The sequence below is a fragment of the Massilia eburnea genome (assembly GCF_050709955.1).
Classification (GTDB): domain Bacteria; phylum Pseudomonadota; class Gammaproteobacteria; order Burkholderiales; family Burkholderiaceae_D; genus Rugamonas; species Rugamonas eburnea_A.
Genome location: NZ_JBNZFX010000002.1, coordinates 34,283 through 50,753, shown reverse-complemented (window position 1 = coordinate 50,753; position 16,471 = coordinate 34,283). Strand labels below are relative to the sequence as shown.

Below are 16,471 nucleotides of genomic sequence, written 5' to 3'. Positions count from 1 at the left end.
CCAACGTTTTACCCGTTTGTCCGTTGTATTTGGGGGCGTTTAACCTTTTAACAAGGGGTCCAGGCCGCCGGCCTGGTCCAGGGCATACAGATCGTCAAAACCGCCAACGTGGGTGTCGCCAATATAAATCTGCGGCACGGTGCGGCGGCCGGTCTTTTCCATCATCAGCTGGCGCTGGGCCGGGTCGAGGTCGACGCGGATCTTGTTGATGGCGGTGACACCCTTGCTTTCCAGTAAACGTTCGGCGCGCACGCAATACGGGCACACCAGGGTGCTGTACATGGTAACGTTGGCAGTCATGTTCTTAGCTCCGTGTCAGTGGCAGGTTTTGCGACTTCCAGGCATCGATCCCGCCTTCCATCACGACAACGTCGGAGAAACCGGACTTTTCCAGCATGCGGGCAGCGCTGAAGGCACTGACCCCTTTATCGCATACCACCACCAGGGTCTTGTTCTTGAACTTGTCCAGTTCGCCCATGCGGTTGCCCAGTTCGGCCAGCGGAATATGCTTGGAATCGATGATACGGCTTTCCGCCTTGTCCTTGGCGCGCACATCGAGAATGCCGGCTTTGCCACGGTTGATCAGCAGGGTCACTTCGGCTGGCGAGGCTTTTTTACCGCGTTGGGTCAGGACTGGGAACAGCAGGGCGCCGCCGGACAAAAGGACGATGGCGATCAGGAAAATATTGTCGATGATGAATTTCACGGTAATCCAATGGTTGAACTTAATCTGCGCATTATAAAATAGATGCTTGTTCGTGGCTTCGGCGGCGATTTTCACCCATTTCCAACTCTATTGTTATAGCTCTATGTATAAAATCGTATTCATGCGTCACGGCGAGTCCACCTGGAACCTGGAAAATCGCTTCACCGGCTGGACCGACGTGGACCTGACCGAAAAAGGCGTCAACGAAGCCAAATCCGCTGGCAAAATCCTGAAAGATGCCGGCTTCTCCTTCGACCTGTGCTACACCTCCGTGCTCAAGCGTGCGATTCGCACGTTGTGGTTGACCCTGGACGAGATGGACGAGATGTACGTGCCGATCAAGCATGATTGGCGCCTGAACGAGCGTCATTACGGTGCGTTGCAAGGCCTGGACAAGGGCGAAACCGCTGCCAAGTTCGGCGATGCGCAGGTGCTGGTATGGCGCCGCAGCTACGATATTCCGCCGCCAGCCCTGGAAGCGGGCGACAACCGCACTTCCTTCGGTGACCCGCGCTACGCCGGCCTGCCGCAGGATGCGATCCCGCTCACCGAATGCCTGAAAGACACCGTGGCGCGCGTCATGCCAGCCTGGGACGATGAGATTGCGCCGGCCATCAAAGCCGGCAAGCAGATCCTGATTTCGGCCCACGGCAACAGCCTGCGCGCCCTGATCAAGATGCTGGACGGCATCAGCGACCAGGAAATCGTCGGCCTCAACATCCCGAACGGCCAGCCGCTGGTGTATGAACTGGATGCCGACCTGAAGCCGATCAAGCATTACTACCTGGGCGACCCGGCCGCCATCGCGGCAGCGCAGGCTGCCGTGGCCAACCAGGGCAAGGCCAAGTAATTCCCGTGGCGTTGCATCCGACTCGCCGGCGTCGCATCCGGAATTGGCGCGGCGTCGCGCTGGCCCTGCTGCTGGCGCTGGGCGCCGTGCAGGGCGCCGATGCCGCCCGCGCCGCCAGCAAGCCGACCGAACGCAGCAAGCAAAAGGCTGCTGCCGAGACGGAGCGGGCGGCGCTGTCGCGCAAGCTGGCCACCCTGAAGGCGGAAATCGGCAAGACCGAAAGCGCCAAGGAAGACGCGGCCGATACGCTGGCCGAGTCGGAGGAAGCGATTTCCGACGCCAATCGCACCCTGCGCGATTTGGCGGCGGAGCAATCGCAGATCAATAGCAAGGTGGCTGAACTGGCTGCCGAGCAGTTGCGCCTGTCCGCCACCGTGGCGGCGCAGAAGCAGCAGCTGGCCAAGCTGCTGCGCGAGCAGTACGTGGCCGGCAACGAAGACCGCATCAAGCTGCTCCTGTCGGGCGACAATCCCAACCGCATCAACCGCGAACTGCAGCTGATGGCCTATGTCTCGCAGTCGCAGGCGCGCCTGCTCGATTCGCTGCGCGCCAACCTGAAAAAGGTCGAGGAAAACCAGGCCGAGGCCCAGAATGCCAAGCAGGAACTGGACGAAATCGCCGAGGAAGAGCGCCAGCAGAAGGTCAAGCTGGAACAGGAAAAGGGCCGCCGCGCCGCAGCCCTGGCCAGCCTGTCGAAGAAGCTGGTGGCCCAGCGCAAGGAAGCCGGCCGCATGGAGCAGGATGCCCAGCGCCTGGATGCCGTGGTCGACAAGCTGAACAAGCTGATCGAAGAGCAGGCGCGCATCGCCGCTGCCGAAAAAGCACGCCAGGAAAAGCTGGCCGCCGAACGGGCCGCCAAGGCCAAGGCGGATGCCGAAGCGCGTGCGCTGGCCCGTGCCAAGGCGCAGGCCGAGCGTGAACGCCTGGCACAGGAAGCGAAAAAGGCCGGCAAGCCGGCGCCCAAGCCGCTGCCGGCCGAAGAGGAACCGAAGGTCGCCGCCAAGCCGGAAGCCTCCGATCGCGACGAGAAGTCGCCCCGTCCATCCGAGGTGGCGCTGGCGCCGGTGGTGCCGGACGGCGTGTTCGCCAGGCTGAAAGGGGCGCTGCCGATGCCGGTCAACGGCAAGGTGGACAAGCGCTTTGGCAGCAAGAATGCCGACGGCGTGGCCTGGAAAGGCATGGTGGTCAAGGCCGCAGCCGGCGCCGAAGTGCGCGCCGTGGCGGCAGGCCGCGTGGTGTACGCGACTTCACTGCGCGGCTACGGCAATTTCATTATCATCGACCACGGCGGCCAGTACTGGAGCGGATACGGCTACAACGAGTCTGTGCTGAAACGCGCCGGCGACGTGGTGAAAGCGGGCGAGGTGATCGCCACCGTCGGAAATACCGGCGGTTACGAAGAATCGGGTTTATACTTTGAAATGCGCCACCAGGGCAAGCCGATAGATCCGGCCGGGTGGGTCAAGTTCTAGCGGCGGAAAGCAATCAATGGGCAACAAAACGAAGAGTCTGGGCCTGGTCGGCCTTGGTATGGTGGCTGGCGTAGCCGTCTCGATGCAGTTTTCCGCCCTGGCGCAAAAGGGCTCCACGCCTTTGCCGCTGGAAGAGCTGCGGACCCTGTCCGAAGTTTTCAGCCTGATCAAATCCGACTACGTCGAGCAGGTCGACGACAAGAAGCTGCTGCAGGACGCCATCGCCGGCATGGTGTCCTCCCTCGATCCTCATTCCACCTATCTCGATAAGAGCGCCTTCAAGGAGATGCGCGAATCCATCCACGGCAAGTTTGTCGGCATCGGCATCGAAGTCGGGGTGGAAGACGGCTACATCAAGGTCGTGGCGCCGATCGAGGATTCACCGGCCTGGCGGGCCGGCATCAAGCCCGGCGACCTGATTACCCGCCTCGACAGCCAGCCGCTGAAAGGCTTGTCGCTGGACGACGCGATCAAGAAAATGCGCGGCGAGCCGCGCACCAAGGTAGTGCTGACGGTATCGCGCAAGGACGAAGAGAAGCCGCTGCTGATTCCTATCGTGCGCGAAGAGATCCGCGTGCAAAGCGTGAAGGTGAAGATGGTGGAGCCGGACTACGCCTGGCTGCGCATCTCGCAATTCCAGGAGCCGACGGTGGAAGACATGGCGAAGAAGCTCGGCGCCCTGTACGCCAGGAACCCGAACATCAAGGGCCTGGTGCTGGACCTGCGCAACGACCCGGGTGGCGTGGTGCAGGGCGCGGTCGGCGTCTCGGCCGCCTTCCTGCCGAAGGATGCGCTGGTGGTGTCCACCGACGGCCAGCTGGCCGATTCCAAGCAGGCTTTCCACGCCGCGTCTGAAAATTATTCGAGCCGCAGCGGCAGCGACCCGCTGGCCAAGCTGCCGGCCGCGCTGAAGACGGTGCCGATGGTGGTGCTGGTCAACGGCGGTTCCGCCTCGGCTTCCGAGATCGTGGCGGGTGCCTTGCAGGATTACAAGCGCGCCATCGTGATGGGCAGCCAGACCTTCGGCAAGGGCTCGGTGCAGACGCTGCGCCAGATCACCGCCGATTCGGCCGTCAAGCTGACCACCGCGCGCTACTTCACGCCGAACGGCCGCGGCATCCAGGCCAAGGGCATCGTGCCTGACGTGCTGGTGGACGAGACGTCGGAGGGCGACGCCATCAACAGCCTGCGCCTGCGCGAAGCCGATTTGCAGAAACACCTGGCCAGCAGCGAGGGTGAAGAGGACAAGCAAGGACGCATCCGCCGCGACGAGCTGGAAGAAGAGCAGCGCCTGCTGGCCGCAGCGAAAAAGCAGAAGCCTTTCGAATTCGGCGGCAAGGACGACTTCCAGCTGGAACAGGCCCTGCGTCATTTCAAGGGCTTGCCGGTCAAGACAGCTTCCAAGCCCGAGCTGGCAGCGAAGTAAATGAACGACCAGCAGCTGCTGCGTTATTCGCGCCATATCCTCCTTGACGAAATCGGCATCGAGGGACAGCAGGCGATCTTGCAGGGCAGGGCATTGGTGATCGGCGCCGGCGGCCTTGGCTCGCCGGCATCGCTGTACCTGGCCGCGGCCGGCATCGGCCAGCTGACCATTGTCGACCATGACAGCGTCGACCTGACCAACCTGCAGCGCCAGATCGCCCATACCACCGAACGTGTCGGCCAGCCCAAGGCCGAGTCGGCGCGCACGACGCTGAACGCCATCAATCCGGAATGCCAGGTCAACGCCCTGGTCGAACGGGCCGACGACGCGCGCCTGGCGGCGCTGGTGGCGCAGCACGACGTGGTGCTTGACTGCACCGACAACTTCAAGACCCGCCATGCCGTCAACCGCGCCTGCGTGGCGCATCGCGTGCCGCTGGTGTCCGGAGCCGTGATCCGCTTCGACGGCCAGGTCAGCGTGTTCGATACGCGGGTGGCCGGGCCTTGCTACTCCTGCCTGTTCCCGCAAGACCAGCCGTTCGAAGACGTGGCCTGTTCCACCATGGGCGTGTTCGCACCGCTGGTGGGCGTGGTCGGCGCCATGCAGGCGGCCGAGGCGCTCAAATTGGTGATGGGGGTGGGCGAATCGCTGTCCGGCCGCCTGCTGCTGCTGGATGGATTGCGCATGGAGTGGAACAGCATTAGCATCACCCGCAACGAGGCCTGCCCTGTGTGCGGGACACCACATCAATAAACTGGAGATCCAACAATGAAGCGAGTTTCCGCCGTCCTGGCGCTGGCTATTGCAAGTGCGTTCAGCGCACAAGCGGCAGTCACGCAAACCACCCGCTACGTCATCATTTCCGAGAACAACGGCAAGCAGATGGGCGAGCAAGTGGTGGAAAGCCATGACGACGGCTTGACCAAGGTTCGCTACATTTACAAGGACAATGGCCGCGGCCCCGAACTGACGGAGGAATTCCGCCTGGCCGCCGACGGCACCATGTCGACCTACCATTCCAAGGGCAATTCGACCTTCGGCGCGGTGGTCGACGAGTCCTTCGAGCGCAAGGACGGCAAGGCGCAATGGAAATCCACTACCGAGCAGGGTGCGAAAGACGTCAGCGGGCCGGCGGTGTACGTGGCGCTGAACGGCAGCTTCGAAGTGGACTCGCGTGCGATTGCCGCGCTGGCCAAGACGCCGTCGGCCAGCATCCCGCTGCTGCCCTCCGGCACCCTGAAGCAGGTGGTGCTCGATGAAGTTCAGGCAGCCGGTCCCAAGGGCCAGTCGCAACCGGTGCAACTGGTGGCGCAGACCGGCCTCGGGCTGAGCCCGAAATTCCTGTGGATCACCAAGGGCGCCAATCCTTCCCTGTTTGCCGTGGTGGAGCCGGGTACTTTCGTATTCGCCATCGAAGGCTGGCAGGACAACGGCAAGCTGCTGGCCGAACGCCAGAAAGTCGCCGAAGCGAAAATGCTGAACGACATGGCGGCCAAGCTGCAGCACCCGCTGCAGGGCCTGACCGTGGTGAAGAACGCCCGCATCTTCGACAGCAACAAGGCTACTGTCGGGGCGCCGTCCGACGTGTACGTGCTGCGCGGCCGCATCGCCGCCATCTTGCCGGCCGGCTCGCCGGTGCGCGGCGCCGTCAACGAGATCGATGCCGGCGGCCGCATCATGCTGCCCGGCCTGTTCGACATGCACGGCCACATCGGCCGCTGGGAAGGGGCGCTGCACGTCGCCGCCGGCGTGACCACGCTGCGCGACATGGGCAACGACAATGCCCAGCTGCAGATGATGATCGACGAAACCGCCGACGGCGAGCTGCTGGCGCCGCAGATCGTGCCGGCCGGCTTCCTGGAGGGCGAAAGTTCGTATTCCTCCAACGGTGGCTTCGTGGTGAAGACACTGGAACAGTCCAAGCGCGCCATCGACTGGTATGCCGAGCATGGCTACCCGCAGCTGAAGATCTACAACTCCTTCCCGAAAGAGATCCTGAAGGACACCGTTGCTTACGCACACTCGCGCGGCATGCGGGTGTCCGGCCACGTGCCGGCCGGCCTGCGCGCCCAGCAGGCGCTGGATGCCGGCTACGACGAGCTGCAGCACATCAACCAGGTCATGCTGAACTTCCTGTTCAAGCCGGGCGTGGAAACCCGCAGCCTGGAACGCTTCTACCTGCCGGCCGAGAAAGTCGCCGGCCTGGACTTCAACTCGAAGGAAGTGAAAGACTTCGTCGCCACGCTGAAGAAAAAGCAGATCGTGATCGACCCGACCCTGGCCACTTTCGCCTTCCTGAAGCAGAAGGACGGCGACGTCAACGAGCCTTGGGCCGCAGTGGAAGGCAATATGCCGCCCGACGTGGCGCGCGGCTTCCACGTCGGCACCATGAAGATCCCGGATGCCGCCACCCAGGCGCGCTACGAGAAATCCTTCGCCAAGATGGTGCAGTTCGTCGGCATCCTGCATAAAGCCGGCGTGCCGATTGTGGCCGGCACCGACGACCTGGCAGGCTTCACCCTGCATTCCGAGCTGGCCCTGCTGGTGAAAGCCGGCTTGACCCCGGCCGAGGCGATCCAGGTGGCGACCCGCAACGGCGCCCGCTACACCCGCACCAGCGCCGATCGCGGCAGCATCGAAACCGGCAAGCTGGCCGACCTGGTGCTGGTCGACGGCGACCCGACCAAGAATATCGAAGACCTGCGCAAAGTATCTGCCGTGATCACCCGCGGCCAGGTGATCTATCCTAAGGAAGTGGACGAGGCGCTGGGCATCAAGCCTTTCGTCGCCAACGCGCCGGCGGTGAAGCCGCTGGCGGCCGTGCCGTCGAATATCGCCGGCTCGAATGACGGCGTGTTGCGCCGCGCAGGCGCAATTGGCCGCAAGCACGATTGAATCACTTATACTGCCAGTTTAATTTTTAATGAATCTTATGCAAAAACCACGCAAACGCCGCTCCGGCGGTTTTACGCTGATCGAGATCATGGTTGTCGTCGTGATCATGGGCGTGCTGGCGGCACTGGTGCTGCCTAAGGTGCTGGACCGCGTTGGCCAGTCCAAGACTGCCGCCGCCAAGGTCGAAATCTCCACCATCATGCAGGCGCTGAAGATGTACAAGCTGGATAACCAGCGCTATCCGACCACCGAACAGGGCCTGCAATCATTGATGGCCAAGCCGACCGCCGGTCCTGCCGCCAACGGCTGGAAGGCGCCGTACCTGGAAAAAATGCCGAAGGACCCATGGGGCAATCCATACCAGTTCCTGTCCCCGGGCGTAAAAGGTGAGATCGATGTGTTCTCCTATGGCGCCGACGGCCAGCCAGGCGGCAGCGGCGACGATGCAGATATCGGTTCCTGGGAAATTTAAGCGTTCGGCTGCGCATTCGGCAGCGCATCCGGCTGGATTCACGCTGATCGAGCTGCTGGTGGTGCTGGTCATCATCGGCATCACGCTCGGCCTGACCGTGATGAATGTCGCGCCGTCCCAGGCGCAAGCCATGCAGAAAGAGGCGCAGCGCATCGCGCTGCTGATGCAGTTGGCGCGCGATGAAGCCATCGTGCGCAACCGGCCGATCGCCTTCGAGGCGGGGCCGGACAGTTACCGTTTCCTGGTGCGGAATGACAAGACCTGGGAGACGCTGCCGCAGGATGACCTGCTGCGCGAGCGTCCTTTCCAGTTCAGCCCCATGACCCTGCTGCTTGATCCGCCGACCAATGTGCCGGGCACCATGCGCATCGTTTTCGGCCGTGAGCCGGTCGACCGGCCTTTCACGCTGACCATGGCCAGCGGCGACCTGCGCGCCATCATCCGTGCCGACGGTGTCGGCCATTTCACGGTGGACTGAAGTATGCGGCAACGAGGCTTTACCCTGCTGGAAGTGCTGGTGGCGCTGCTGATCGTCTGCACCGCGCTGGGCGCCGCCTTGCGTGCCATGGGCAGCCTGACCCAGAACAGCGAGGGCCTGCGCACCAATATGATGGCGATCTGGTCGGCCGAGAACCGCATGGTGCAGGTGCGCCTGGCCAAAGTCTGGCCGGCGCCGGGCAAGACCACCTTCGAGTGCCCGCAAGCCGATTTCAACTTCATTTGTGAAGAAGTGGTGTTCACGCTGCCGAACCCGCGCATGCGCCGGATCGAGGTGAGCGTCTTCGAAGCGAGCGCGCCGCAGCGCCGCATCACATCCCTGAACCAACTGGTGCTGCAGGAATGAAAAACGCGCGCGGCTTTACCCTGATTGAACTGCTGGTGGCGATCACCGTGCTGGCCATTGTCGCCGTGCTGGGCTGGCGCGGGCTCGATGGCATCGTGCGTTCGCGCGAGCAGCTGACGCAGAACATGGAGCAGACCCGCGGCACCCAGCTTACCTTCGCCCAGATGCAAAGCGACCTGGAACAGATCGCCGACAAGCAGTTGCTGCGCGAACGCCAGAACATGCTGGCCGAGAGCAACCGCCTGGTCTTTGTGCGTACCGTGATGGTGGAGAATGCGGCGTCGCAGCTGCAGGTGGTCAGCTATACCATCCGTGATGGCCTGCTGTCGCGCACCGAGTCGCGCGGCGCGCGCGACCTGTTGCAGCTGGACGCGCTGTGGAAGGCCGCCCTCGAACAAGCCAATACGCAGGCGATGGTGGGCTTGCAGGCCGGCGTGGCCAATATGGAATTCCGGGTGTGGGAAGGTGGCGGCTGGCGGCAGCCGAATAATGCCGCGAGCACCCCTTCCGAACCGACATGCGTCGATCCTGACCCGAACAAGTGCAAGGACGCCAAGGCCGCCGCGGCGAACAAGGCGGAAGGCCCGACCGGGCTGGAAATTTCGCTGCAGATCCAGGGCCAGCCGGCGCCCCTGGTCAAAGTTTTCCTGCTGGGGTCCGTATGAAACGACGCTTTCCAGCCCGCCAGCGCGGGGTAGCTGTTGTTACGGCGCTACTGTTGACCACCCTGGCCGTGACCATCGTGGCCAGCCTGTTCTGGCAGCAGCAGGTGCAGGTGCGCTCGATCGAGAACCAGCGCCTGCATTCCCAGACGCGCTGGATTGTGCGCTCCGGCCTTGATCTGGCCAGGCTTATCCTGCGCCAGGACATGCTCGATAGCCGTACCATGACGCGCGCCGACGGCCTGTGGGCCACGCCGCTGGCGGAAACCCGGCTGGACGACTTCGTCAAACGCGAAAAGATCGAAGGCGAAACTTTCGACGCTACCATTTCTGGACAGAATTACGACGCGCAATCGCGCTACAATCTTGCGAATCTGGCCAGTACAACCGGGGCTGGCGGCATCAACAAGAAACAGGTGGCGGTGTTTGCGCGGCTGCTGCAGATCCTGCAGCTTGACCCGTCGCTGGCCAAGGTGGTTGCGATCCAGGTGGCGCGCAGCGAGGGCGCCGGCTTGCTGCAGCAGCCGCCGGGAAGCGCGCCGACGCCGGACGTCGATCCGGTGCCGGCGGGCAGCGGGCAGCCGATGAAGATGCTGCGGGCCGAGGATTTGCTGTCGGTGTCGGGTTTCGACCAGAAGGCGATCGACAAGCTGCGCGATCTGGTGGTTGTGCTGCCGGCGGCGACGCCGATCAACGTCAACACGGCGCCGGCCGAAGTGCTGGCGGCCCTGATCAACGGCTCGCTGTCGGAGGGGCAGAACCTGGTGGTGGCGCGCAAGCGCGCGCCCTTCCTCAACGTCGGCAACTTCAAGCAGAACGCGGGTAAGCCGCCGCTGCTGCAGGACAGCGATATGGACTGCCGCAGCGACTACTTCCTGGTGATGAGCCGGGTCAAGCTGGATCGGGCGGAGCTGGTGTCGTGGTCGCTGATCCATCGCGACCAGAACGGTACCCAGGTGGTGTGGATACGTGAAATTTAAGGAATAGGGAAGGCCAGCTTTGACAACACTCTACATTCGGTATCCGGCCCGCGCCGCAGCCGCCGACAACGGCGTGCCGGCCAGCTGCCAGTTCGCGCTGGTGGGCGACGGCGGCAACGTGATGCAGCAGGGCGCCGGTGCACTGGGCAACCTGGGCGAGCTGGTGTCGGCCGCGCGCCGCGTGGTGCTGCTGCTGGCCGCCGCCGATGTCTCGCTGCTGAAAGTCAAAATGCCGCCGTTGTCGGGCGCCAGGCTGAAGGCTGCCCTGCCCAACCTGGTGGAAGAACAAGTGCTGGGCGATCCGGCTGACTGCGTGCTGGCCCTGGCTCCTGCCAGCGGCGACAGCGCCGAACGCGTGGTAGCGGTGGCCAACCGCGCCTGGCTGGAAGTGCTGGTCAAGGCCCTGGTGGCGCAAGGCGCGCATGGCGTGTCGGCGCTGCCGGTGCAACTGAGCCTGCCGCTGGCGCCGGGCAGCGTGTCGGCCGCCCTGGGCGTGGACGACGCCGGCCTGGAACTGACCCTGCGCAGCGCGCCCAATGAAGGCCTGGGCCTGACCCTGCCGAATGCCGCCGAGCCGGCGCTGCACACCCTGCGCGCGCTGGCTGGCGAAGCGCCGGTCACGCTGTACGTAGCGCCGGCCCAGCGCGCCGAATACGCCGCGGCGGCGGCCAATGTGCCGGGCATCACGGTGGAAGAAGACAACTGGGTGCACCGCATCGCCGCTGCCAAAGCGGTGCCGCTCGACCTGGCCGCCGGCCTGGGCGCCGTCAGCGGCGCGACCGCCCGCGCCTGGGCGCGCTGGAAATGGCCGTATCGCATCGCCGTTGCTGCGGTGCTGGTCAATATCGTCGGCATGAACTGGGAATGGCTGCGCCTCAAGCGCGAGGAAACCGCGGTGCGCCAGAACATGACGCAGGTATTCCGCGCCGCCTATCCGAACCTGCCGATGATCGGCGACCCGGTTGAGCAAATGCGCCGCAATATCGCGGTGGCGCGCGCCGGCAGCGGCGGCGGCACGGCCGATGAATTCACCAATATGAGCGCGGTCCTGGGCGAAGCGCTGGCCGTGCTGCCCAACCGGGAAGTGCTGGCGGGTATCGAATACAAGGAACGCAGCATGACGGTCAAGTTCAAGCCGAACAGCGTCGACGCCAATGCGCTGGCGCAAGTGCAGGCCGCGCTGGCCCAGCGCAAGATGAGCGCCACCGAAAGCGGCCCGGGCGTATGGCAGGTCAAGGCAGGGGGCAAATAATGGCGAGCCTGAACGACAAGATCAATGGCTACCGCGCCGCTGCCGCCGCCTGGTGGGGCGCGCGCAACGAACAGGAGCAGCGCATGCTGGCCATCGGCGGCATCGTGGTCGCCCTGGGCCTGGTATGGGGCGTGCTGATCGACCCGGCCTTGAGCGGCCGCGCCAGGCTGCAAAAAGACCTGCCGCGCATGAACCAGCAATTGGCGGAATTGCAGGCGCTGGCCGGCGAAGCGACCCAGTCGGCGGCCCAGCCGCCGGTGCAGCCGCAGCCGCTGAGCAAGGATGGTGTGGCGGCGCGGCTGCAAGCGGCTGGCCTGGCCACGCAAAACCTGGCAGTCACGGGCGATTACATTAAAGTGGAATTCAAGGGCGTGCCGTTTCCGGGCCTGGTGACCTGGCTCGATGCGATGCGCCGCGAACAGCGCGTGATGGTGCAGGAAGGTAGCGTGACGCAGCAAGGTCCGGCCGGCCAGGTGGATGCCAACCTGACCCTGCGCCAGGAGTCTCCCGCACAATGAAGCGCGTAATGTTGTGGTTGCTGGCGATCATGCTCAGCGCAGGCCTGACGGTGCTGGTTTTCCTGCCCGCCAGCTGGATGGGGCAGGTGGTGGAAAGCCAGAGCGGCGGCCGTTTGACCCTGGGCGATGCGCAGGGTACGCTGTGGCGCGGCTCCGCCTTCATCGGCGGCGCCGCCAGCAAGGATGGCGCGGTGACGCCGCTGCTGCCGGGCCGTTTCAGCTGGCGCCTGTCGCCGCTGGTCCTGTTCGGCAGCGTCGACGTGGAATTGCAAAACCCGGAGGCGCTGACGCAAGCGGTATCGCTGCGCGGCGGCTGGAACAACTGGGACGTCAGCCCGGCGGCCCTGATGCTGCCGGCCGATGGCCTGGCGGGACTGGGCGCGCCATTGAACACGCTGGCGCCAAGTGGCCGCATGAAGTTGTCCTGGTCTTCGCTGCACCTGGCGCTCGAAGGGCAGGCGGTGTCGCTGAACGGGCGCACCACGCTGGAAATGCAGGACATGTCGTCGCGCCTGACGCCGGTGAAGCCTTTGGGCAGCTACCAGCTGGCCTTCGACTGGAAAGGCCAGCAAGCCGCGCTGGCGCTGAATTCGCAACGCGGCCCGCTGCTGTTGAGCGGTGCAGGAAAATTTGCGCAAGGCCGGTTGGAGTTTTCCGGCCAGGCGGAAGCGGCAACAGGATTCGAAGACCAACTTGGCGGCCTGTTAAGCATGCTGGGCCAGCGTAAGCCGAACAGCGTTAAAAACGTGATTGCACTAGAGTTCCGATAATGAAAACACACACTGCAAGCCCAACCCCCTTCCCGGCGCTGCGCCGTCTGAGCGCTGCCGCGCTGCTGTGCTGTGCGCTGGCGCCTGGCGCCGCTCCGGTCACGGCCTGGGCCCAGCCCAATGACGAAGCCGCGCTGAATTTTGTCGGTGCCGACATTGAATCGGTGATCAAGGCCGTCGGCCACTACACCAACATCACGTTCCTGATCGACCCGCGCGTGAAAGGCACGCTGACCCTGGTTTCGGAAAAATCCATCACCAAGTCGCAAGCCTTCCAGTTGCTGGCCTCCGCGCTGCGCCTGCAAGGCTATGCAATCGTCAGCGGCGACGGCTACGCCAAGGTGGTGCCGGAAGCGGAAGCCAAGCTGCAAGCGTCGCCGACCGTGATCGGCGGCCAGAAAAGCCCGCAGGGCGACCAGATCGTGACCCAGGTGTTCCACCTGAACCACGAGAATTCGGCCAACCTGGTGACCGTGCTGCGTCCCCTGATCACGCCCAACAACACCATCAACGCCAACCCGGGCAACAACACCCTGGTCATCACCGACTATTCGGACAACCTGAAGCGCCTGGCCAAGATCGTGGCCTCGCTCGATGCGCCGTCGTCGGCCGACCTGGACGTGGTGCCGGTGCGTTACGCCATCGCCAGCGACCTGGCCACCATGATCAACAAGCTGATGGAGCCGGGCGCCGGCGGCGACTCCGGCCGCGTCACCCTGGTGCCGGACCCGCGCACCAATTCGCTGGTGGTGCGCGCACCGTCCGCGGCACGGGCCAACCTGGCCAAGTCCCTGATCTCGAAACTGGACCAGCCGACCGCGCAGGCCGGCAATGTGCACGTGGTCTACCTGAAGAACGCGGAAGCCACCAAGCTGGCGGAAACCCTGCGCTCCGTGGTGTCGGGCGATGGCGGCGGCAGCCAGTCCGGCAGCAATAGCGGCAGCCTGAACTCGCTGGGCGGCGCCGGCAACAGCCAGATGGGCCAGTCCGGCCTGGGCTCGTCCTCGCAATCGGGCACCGGCCAGAACGGCCCGAGCAATCCGGCCCTGCAAAGCGGCAGCCGCAGCGGCTCGCAGAGCGGCGGCGGCGGTGGATCGGCCGGCTATATCCAGGCCGACGCCACCACCAACACCCTGATCATCACCGCGCCGGAAGCCGTGTACCGCAACCTGCGCAGCGTGATCGACCAGCTGGACGTGCGCCGCGCCCAGGTCTACATCGAATCGATGATCGTCGAAGTCAACGCCGACAAGCTGTCCGAGTTCGGGGTGCAGTGGGCGGGCCTGAGCGGCAACTCCAACAGCAGCTACCGCATCGGCGGCGGCACCTCGTTCGCGACCGATTCCGGCAATAACCTGATCAGCCTGAACAACCTCGCCAACGGCGGCAGCGGCACCACGACGCCGACGCCGCCAGGCGCCGGCCTGACACTTGGCGTGTTCAAGCAGCTCGCCAACGGCAAGCTGGGACTGGGCGCGATTGCGCACGCGCTGGGTTCGGACGGCGACAGCAATATCCTGTCCACGCCGAACATGATCACCCTGGACAATGAAGTGGCGACCATCAAGGTCGGCCAGAACGTGCCGATCGTGACCGGTTCCTACAACACCACGGCAGGCACCACCAGCAACCCGTTTACCACGGTGGACCGCAAGGACGTCGGCATTACGCTGAAGGTGCGCCCGCAGATTTCCGAAGGCGGCACCATCAAGCTGGCGATCTATAACGAGAGCTCCAGCATCGACACCAGCGTGACCTCGAACAGTGGCCTGATCCTGAAGAACCGCGTAATCGAAACCAATATCCTGGCGGACGACGGCCAGGTGCTGATCCTCGGCGGCCTGATCCAGGACGACACCAGCGACGGCGTGGAAAAAGTGCCGGGCCTGGGTGACCTGCCGCTGATCGGCAACCTGTTCAAATACCAGAAACGCAGCCGCAAGAAAACCAACCTGATGGTGTTCCTGCGCCCGGTGGTGGTGCGCAACCGCGAGCAGCAGATGAGCCTGACCGCCGACCGCTACGACTTTATCCGCGCCTCGCAGGAAGCCTCCAAACCAGAGTCGAGCATGGTGATGCAGGACCTGGGCCGCCCGACCCTGCCGGAGCTGGTGAATGGTGAGCCGAGCGGCGGCGGCCAGATGGTGCGCCCGATTCCGCCGGCGCCGCGCACCGCGCCTGAACCGAAGCAGCAGCAATGAGCAACCTGCTGCCCTACGCCTTTGCGCGCGACTTCCTGGTGCTGGCCCAACCCAGCGCCGAAGCCGAGCACGCGGTCGATGTGATGATGTCGGCCGCCACGCCTGCTTCCGCGATTGCCGAAGTGTCGCGCCGCTTCGGCCGCGTCAACCTCAAGCACCTGTCGCGCGCCGACCTGGAAGCGGCGATCGCCACCGCCTATGCCAGTGCCAGCGGAGACGCGTCGCAGGTGGCGGAAGAATTCGACGCCGACCTGGACCTGACCAAGCTGCTGCAGGACGTGCCGGCGATTGAAGACTTGCTGGAATCGTCCGACGATGCGCCGGTGATCCGCATGATCAATGCACTGCTGACGCAGGCCCTGCGCGACGGCGCATCGGATATCCACATCGAACCGTTCGAGCAGACCTCGGTGGTGCGTTTCCGCGTCGACGGCGCGCTGCGCGACATCGTGCGCCCGCGCAAGGCGATCCACGGTTCGCTGATCTCGCGTATCAAGATCATGGCGCAGCTGGACATCGCCGAGAAGCGCCTGCCGCAGGACGGCCGCATCACGCTGCGCGTGGGCGGCAAGCCGGTCGACGTGCGCGTCTCCACGCTGCCGACCGGCCACGGCGAACGCGCCGTGCTGCGCCTGCTGGACAAGGAGGCCGGCCGGCTCGACCTGTCCCACCTCGGCATGAGCGAGAAAATGACGGGGCAGTTCAATAGCCTGATCAACCAGCCGCACGGCATCGTGCTGGTCACCGGCCCGACCGGCTCCGGCAAGACCACCACGCTGTACGCCGCGCTGTCGATGCTGAACAACACTTCCACCAACATCATGACGGTGGAAGACCCGGTCGAATACGACCTGCACGGCGTGGGCCAGACCCAGGTCAATGCGCGCATCGACATGACTTTCGCCAAAGCCCTGCGCGCCATCCTGCGCCAGGACCCGGACGTGATCATGATCGGCGAGATCCGCGACTTGGAAACCGCGCAGATCGCGGTGCAGGCTTCGCTGACCGGCCACCTGGTGCTGGCGACCCTGCATACCAACGACGCCGCTGCCGCCGTCACCCGCCTGCTGGATATGGGCATTGAACCGTTCTTGCTGTCTTCGTCGCTGCTCGGCGTGCTGGCCCAGCGCCTGGTGCGCAAGCTGTGCCCGAGCTGCAAGAGCTTCGACGGCACGCAATGGAAAGCCGTGGGCTGCGAGCATTGCGGCAACACCGGCTACCAGGGCCGCGTCGGCATCTATGAACTGTTGCAGACGGACGAACATATCCGCGCCCAGATCCACGACCGCACTTCGGAAGCCGAAATCCGCGCCACCGCGCAGCGGCAAGGCGGCATGATCACCATGCGCGAAGACGGCGAACGCTGGCTGCAGCAGGGCGTGACCACGCCGGCCGAATTGCTGCGCGTGACGAAGGACTAAGC

Annotated in this window: 17 protein-coding genes; 15 read left to right on the top strand and 2 right to left on the bottom strand. The window is 64.5% G+C overall.

Features of this window, described 5'->3' with window-relative positions:
• Positions 1–39: 39 nt before the first annotated feature.
• Positions 40–300: a glutaredoxin 3 gene (gene grxC, locus ACQ4MM_RS01625; RefSeq protein ID WP_057265991.1), complete on the bottom strand. Its 261-nt coding sequence runs from the start codon at positions 298–300 to the stop codon at positions 40–42.
• Between the two features lie 4 nt (positions 301–304).
• The gene (locus tag ACQ4MM_RS01620) at positions 305–706 is read right to left on the bottom strand and encodes a rhodanese-like domain-containing protein (RefSeq protein WP_431475718.1); all 402 of its coding nucleotides are present in this window, start codon (positions 704–706) and stop codon (positions 305–307) included.
• Positions 707–809: 103 nt separating this feature from the next.
• On the opposite strand from ACQ4MM_RS01620, the gene gpmA reads away from it, so the two are divergent.
• From gpmA to gspE, 15 genes are read left to right on the top strand one after another with little or no spacing between them, the layout of a single operon-like run.
• Positions 810–1,556, top strand: a complete 747-nt coding sequence (gene gpmA, locus ACQ4MM_RS01615; protein WP_431475717.1) for a 2,3-diphosphoglycerate-dependent phosphoglycerate mutase — start codon at positions 810–812, stop codon at positions 1,554–1,556.
• Between the two features lie 11 nt (positions 1,557–1,567).
• Positions 1,568–3,028, top strand: coding sequence for a peptidoglycan DD-metalloendopeptidase family protein (locus ACQ4MM_RS01610; RefSeq protein WP_431475991.1), 1,461 nt, complete (start codon positions 1,568–1,570; stop codon positions 3,026–3,028).
• A 16-nt stretch (positions 3,029–3,044) separates the two neighbouring features.
• Complete coding sequence (locus tag ACQ4MM_RS01605; protein WP_431475716.1) at positions 3,045–4,454, top strand: S41 family peptidase; 1,410 nt, start codon at positions 3,045–3,047, stop codon at positions 4,452–4,454.
• Positions 4,455–5,207, top strand: a complete 753-nt coding sequence (locus ACQ4MM_RS01600; RefSeq protein ID WP_431475715.1) for a HesA/MoeB/ThiF family protein — start codon at positions 4,455–4,457, stop codon at positions 5,205–5,207.
• A gap of 15 nt (positions 5,208–5,222) precedes the next feature.
• Positions 5,223–7,349 (top strand): amidohydrolase family protein, encoded by a 2,127-nt coding sequence (locus tag ACQ4MM_RS01595; RefSeq protein WP_431475714.1) that lies wholly within the window; start codon positions 5,223–5,225, stop codon positions 7,347–7,349.
• 37 nt (positions 7,350–7,386) lie between these two features.
• Entirely contained in the window at positions 7,387–7,821 is a 435-nt protein-coding gene (gspG, locus tag ACQ4MM_RS01590) for a type II secretion system major pseudopilin GspG (protein ID WP_431475713.1), read from the top strand.
• The gene (locus tag ACQ4MM_RS01585) at positions 7,793–8,299 is read left to right on the top strand and encodes a GspH/FimT family pseudopilin (protein ID WP_431475712.1); all 507 of its coding nucleotides are present in this window, start codon (positions 7,793–7,795) and stop codon (positions 8,297–8,299) included. The genes gspG and ACQ4MM_RS01585 overlap by 29 nt, the downstream gene beginning before the upstream one ends.
• A 3-nt stretch (positions 8,300–8,302) precedes the next feature.
• Complete coding sequence (gene gspI / locus ACQ4MM_RS01580; RefSeq protein WP_090436130.1) at positions 8,303–8,665, top strand: type II secretion system minor pseudopilin GspI; 363 nt, start codon at positions 8,303–8,305, stop codon at positions 8,663–8,665.
• On the top strand, positions 8,662–9,330 hold the full coding sequence (locus ACQ4MM_RS01575; protein WP_431475711.1) for a PulJ/GspJ family protein: 669 nt from the start codon (positions 8,662–8,664) through the stop codon (positions 9,328–9,330). Before gspI ends, ACQ4MM_RS01575 begins: the two co-directional genes overlap by 4 nt.
• The gene (gspK, locus tag ACQ4MM_RS01570; protein ID WP_431475710.1) at positions 9,327–10,307 is read left to right on the top strand and encodes a type II secretion system minor pseudopilin GspK; all 981 of its coding nucleotides are present in this window, start codon (positions 9,327–9,329) and stop codon (positions 10,305–10,307) included. Before ACQ4MM_RS01575 ends, gspK begins: the two co-directional genes overlap by 4 nt.
• A gap of 19 nt (positions 10,308–10,326) precedes the next feature.
• Positions 10,327–11,559, top strand: coding sequence for a type II secretion system protein GspL (gspL, locus tag ACQ4MM_RS01565; protein WP_431475709.1), 1,233 nt, complete (start codon positions 10,327–10,329; stop codon positions 11,557–11,559).
• Complete coding sequence (gspM, locus tag ACQ4MM_RS01560) at positions 11,559–12,077, top strand: type II secretion system protein GspM (RefSeq protein ID WP_431475708.1); 519 nt, start codon at positions 11,559–11,561, stop codon at positions 12,075–12,077. The genes gspL and gspM overlap by 1 nt, the downstream gene beginning before the upstream one ends.
• The gene (locus ACQ4MM_RS01555; protein ID WP_431475707.1) at positions 12,074–12,847 is read left to right on the top strand and encodes a type II secretion system protein N; all 774 of its coding nucleotides are present in this window, start codon (positions 12,074–12,076) and stop codon (positions 12,845–12,847) included. The genes gspM and ACQ4MM_RS01555 overlap by 4 nt, the downstream gene beginning before the upstream one ends.
• Positions 12,847–15,048 carry a type II secretion system secretin GspD gene (gene gspD / locus ACQ4MM_RS01550; protein ID WP_431475706.1) on the top strand — a complete coding sequence of 734 codons (2,202 nt, stop codon included), beginning with the start codon at positions 12,847–12,849 and terminating at the stop codon, positions 15,046–15,048. The genes ACQ4MM_RS01555 and gspD overlap by 1 nt, the downstream gene beginning before the upstream one ends.
• Positions 15,045–16,469, top strand: coding sequence for a type II secretion system ATPase GspE (gene gspE / locus ACQ4MM_RS01545; RefSeq protein WP_431475705.1), 1,425 nt, complete (start codon positions 15,045–15,047; stop codon positions 16,467–16,469). Before gspD ends, gspE begins: the two co-directional genes overlap by 4 nt.
• Positions 16,470–16,471 lie beyond the last annotated feature (2 nt).

What these genes read in the sequence shown, in the direction of transcription:
- grxC (WP_057265991.1), bottom strand. Translation starts at nt 300, where the DNA reads ATGACTGCCAACGTTACCATGTACAGCACCCTGGTGTGCCCGTATTGC.
- gpmA (WP_431475717.1), top strand. Translation starts at nt 810, where the DNA reads ATGTATAAAATCGTATTCATGCGTCACGGCGAGTCCACCTGGAACCTG.
- ACQ4MM_RS01605 (WP_431475716.1), top strand. Translation starts at nt 3,045, where the DNA reads ATGGGCAACAAAACGAAGAGTCTGGGCCTGGTCGGCCTTGGTATGGTG.
- ACQ4MM_RS01600 (WP_431475715.1), top strand. Translation starts at nt 4,455, where the DNA reads ATGAACGACCAGCAGCTGCTGCGTTATTCGCGCCATATCCTCCTTGAC.
- ACQ4MM_RS01595 (WP_431475714.1), top strand. Translation starts at nt 5,223, where the DNA reads ATGAAGCGAGTTTCCGCCGTCCTGGCGCTGGCTATTGCAAGTGCGTTC.
- gspG (WP_431475713.1), top strand. Translation starts at nt 7,387, where the DNA reads ATGCAAAAACCACGCAAACGCCGCTCCGGCGGTTTTACGCTGATCGAG.
- ACQ4MM_RS01585 (WP_431475712.1), top strand. Translation starts at nt 7,793, where the DNA reads ATGCAGATATCGGTTCCTGGGAAATTTAAGCGTTCGGCTGCGCATTCG.
- gspI (WP_090436130.1), top strand. Translation starts at nt 8,303, where the DNA reads ATGCGGCAACGAGGCTTTACCCTGCTGGAAGTGCTGGTGGCGCTGCTG.
- ACQ4MM_RS01575 (WP_431475711.1), top strand. Translation starts at nt 8,662, where the DNA reads ATGAAAAACGCGCGCGGCTTTACCCTGATTGAACTGCTGGTGGCGATC.
- gspK (WP_431475710.1), top strand. Translation starts at nt 9,327, where the DNA reads ATGAAACGACGCTTTCCAGCCCGCCAGCGCGGGGTAGCTGTTGTTACG.
- gspM (WP_431475708.1), top strand. Translation starts at nt 11,559, where the DNA reads ATGGCGAGCCTGAACGACAAGATCAATGGCTACCGCGCCGCTGCCGCC.
- ACQ4MM_RS01555 (WP_431475707.1), top strand. Translation starts at nt 12,074, where the DNA reads ATGAAGCGCGTAATGTTGTGGTTGCTGGCGATCATGCTCAGCGCAGGC.
- gspD (WP_431475706.1), top strand. Translation starts at nt 12,847, where the DNA reads ATGAAAACACACACTGCAAGCCCAACCCCCTTCCCGGCGCTGCGCCGT.
- gspE (WP_431475705.1), top strand. Translation starts at nt 15,045, where the DNA reads ATGAGCAACCTGCTGCCCTACGCCTTTGCGCGCGACTTCCTGGTGCTG.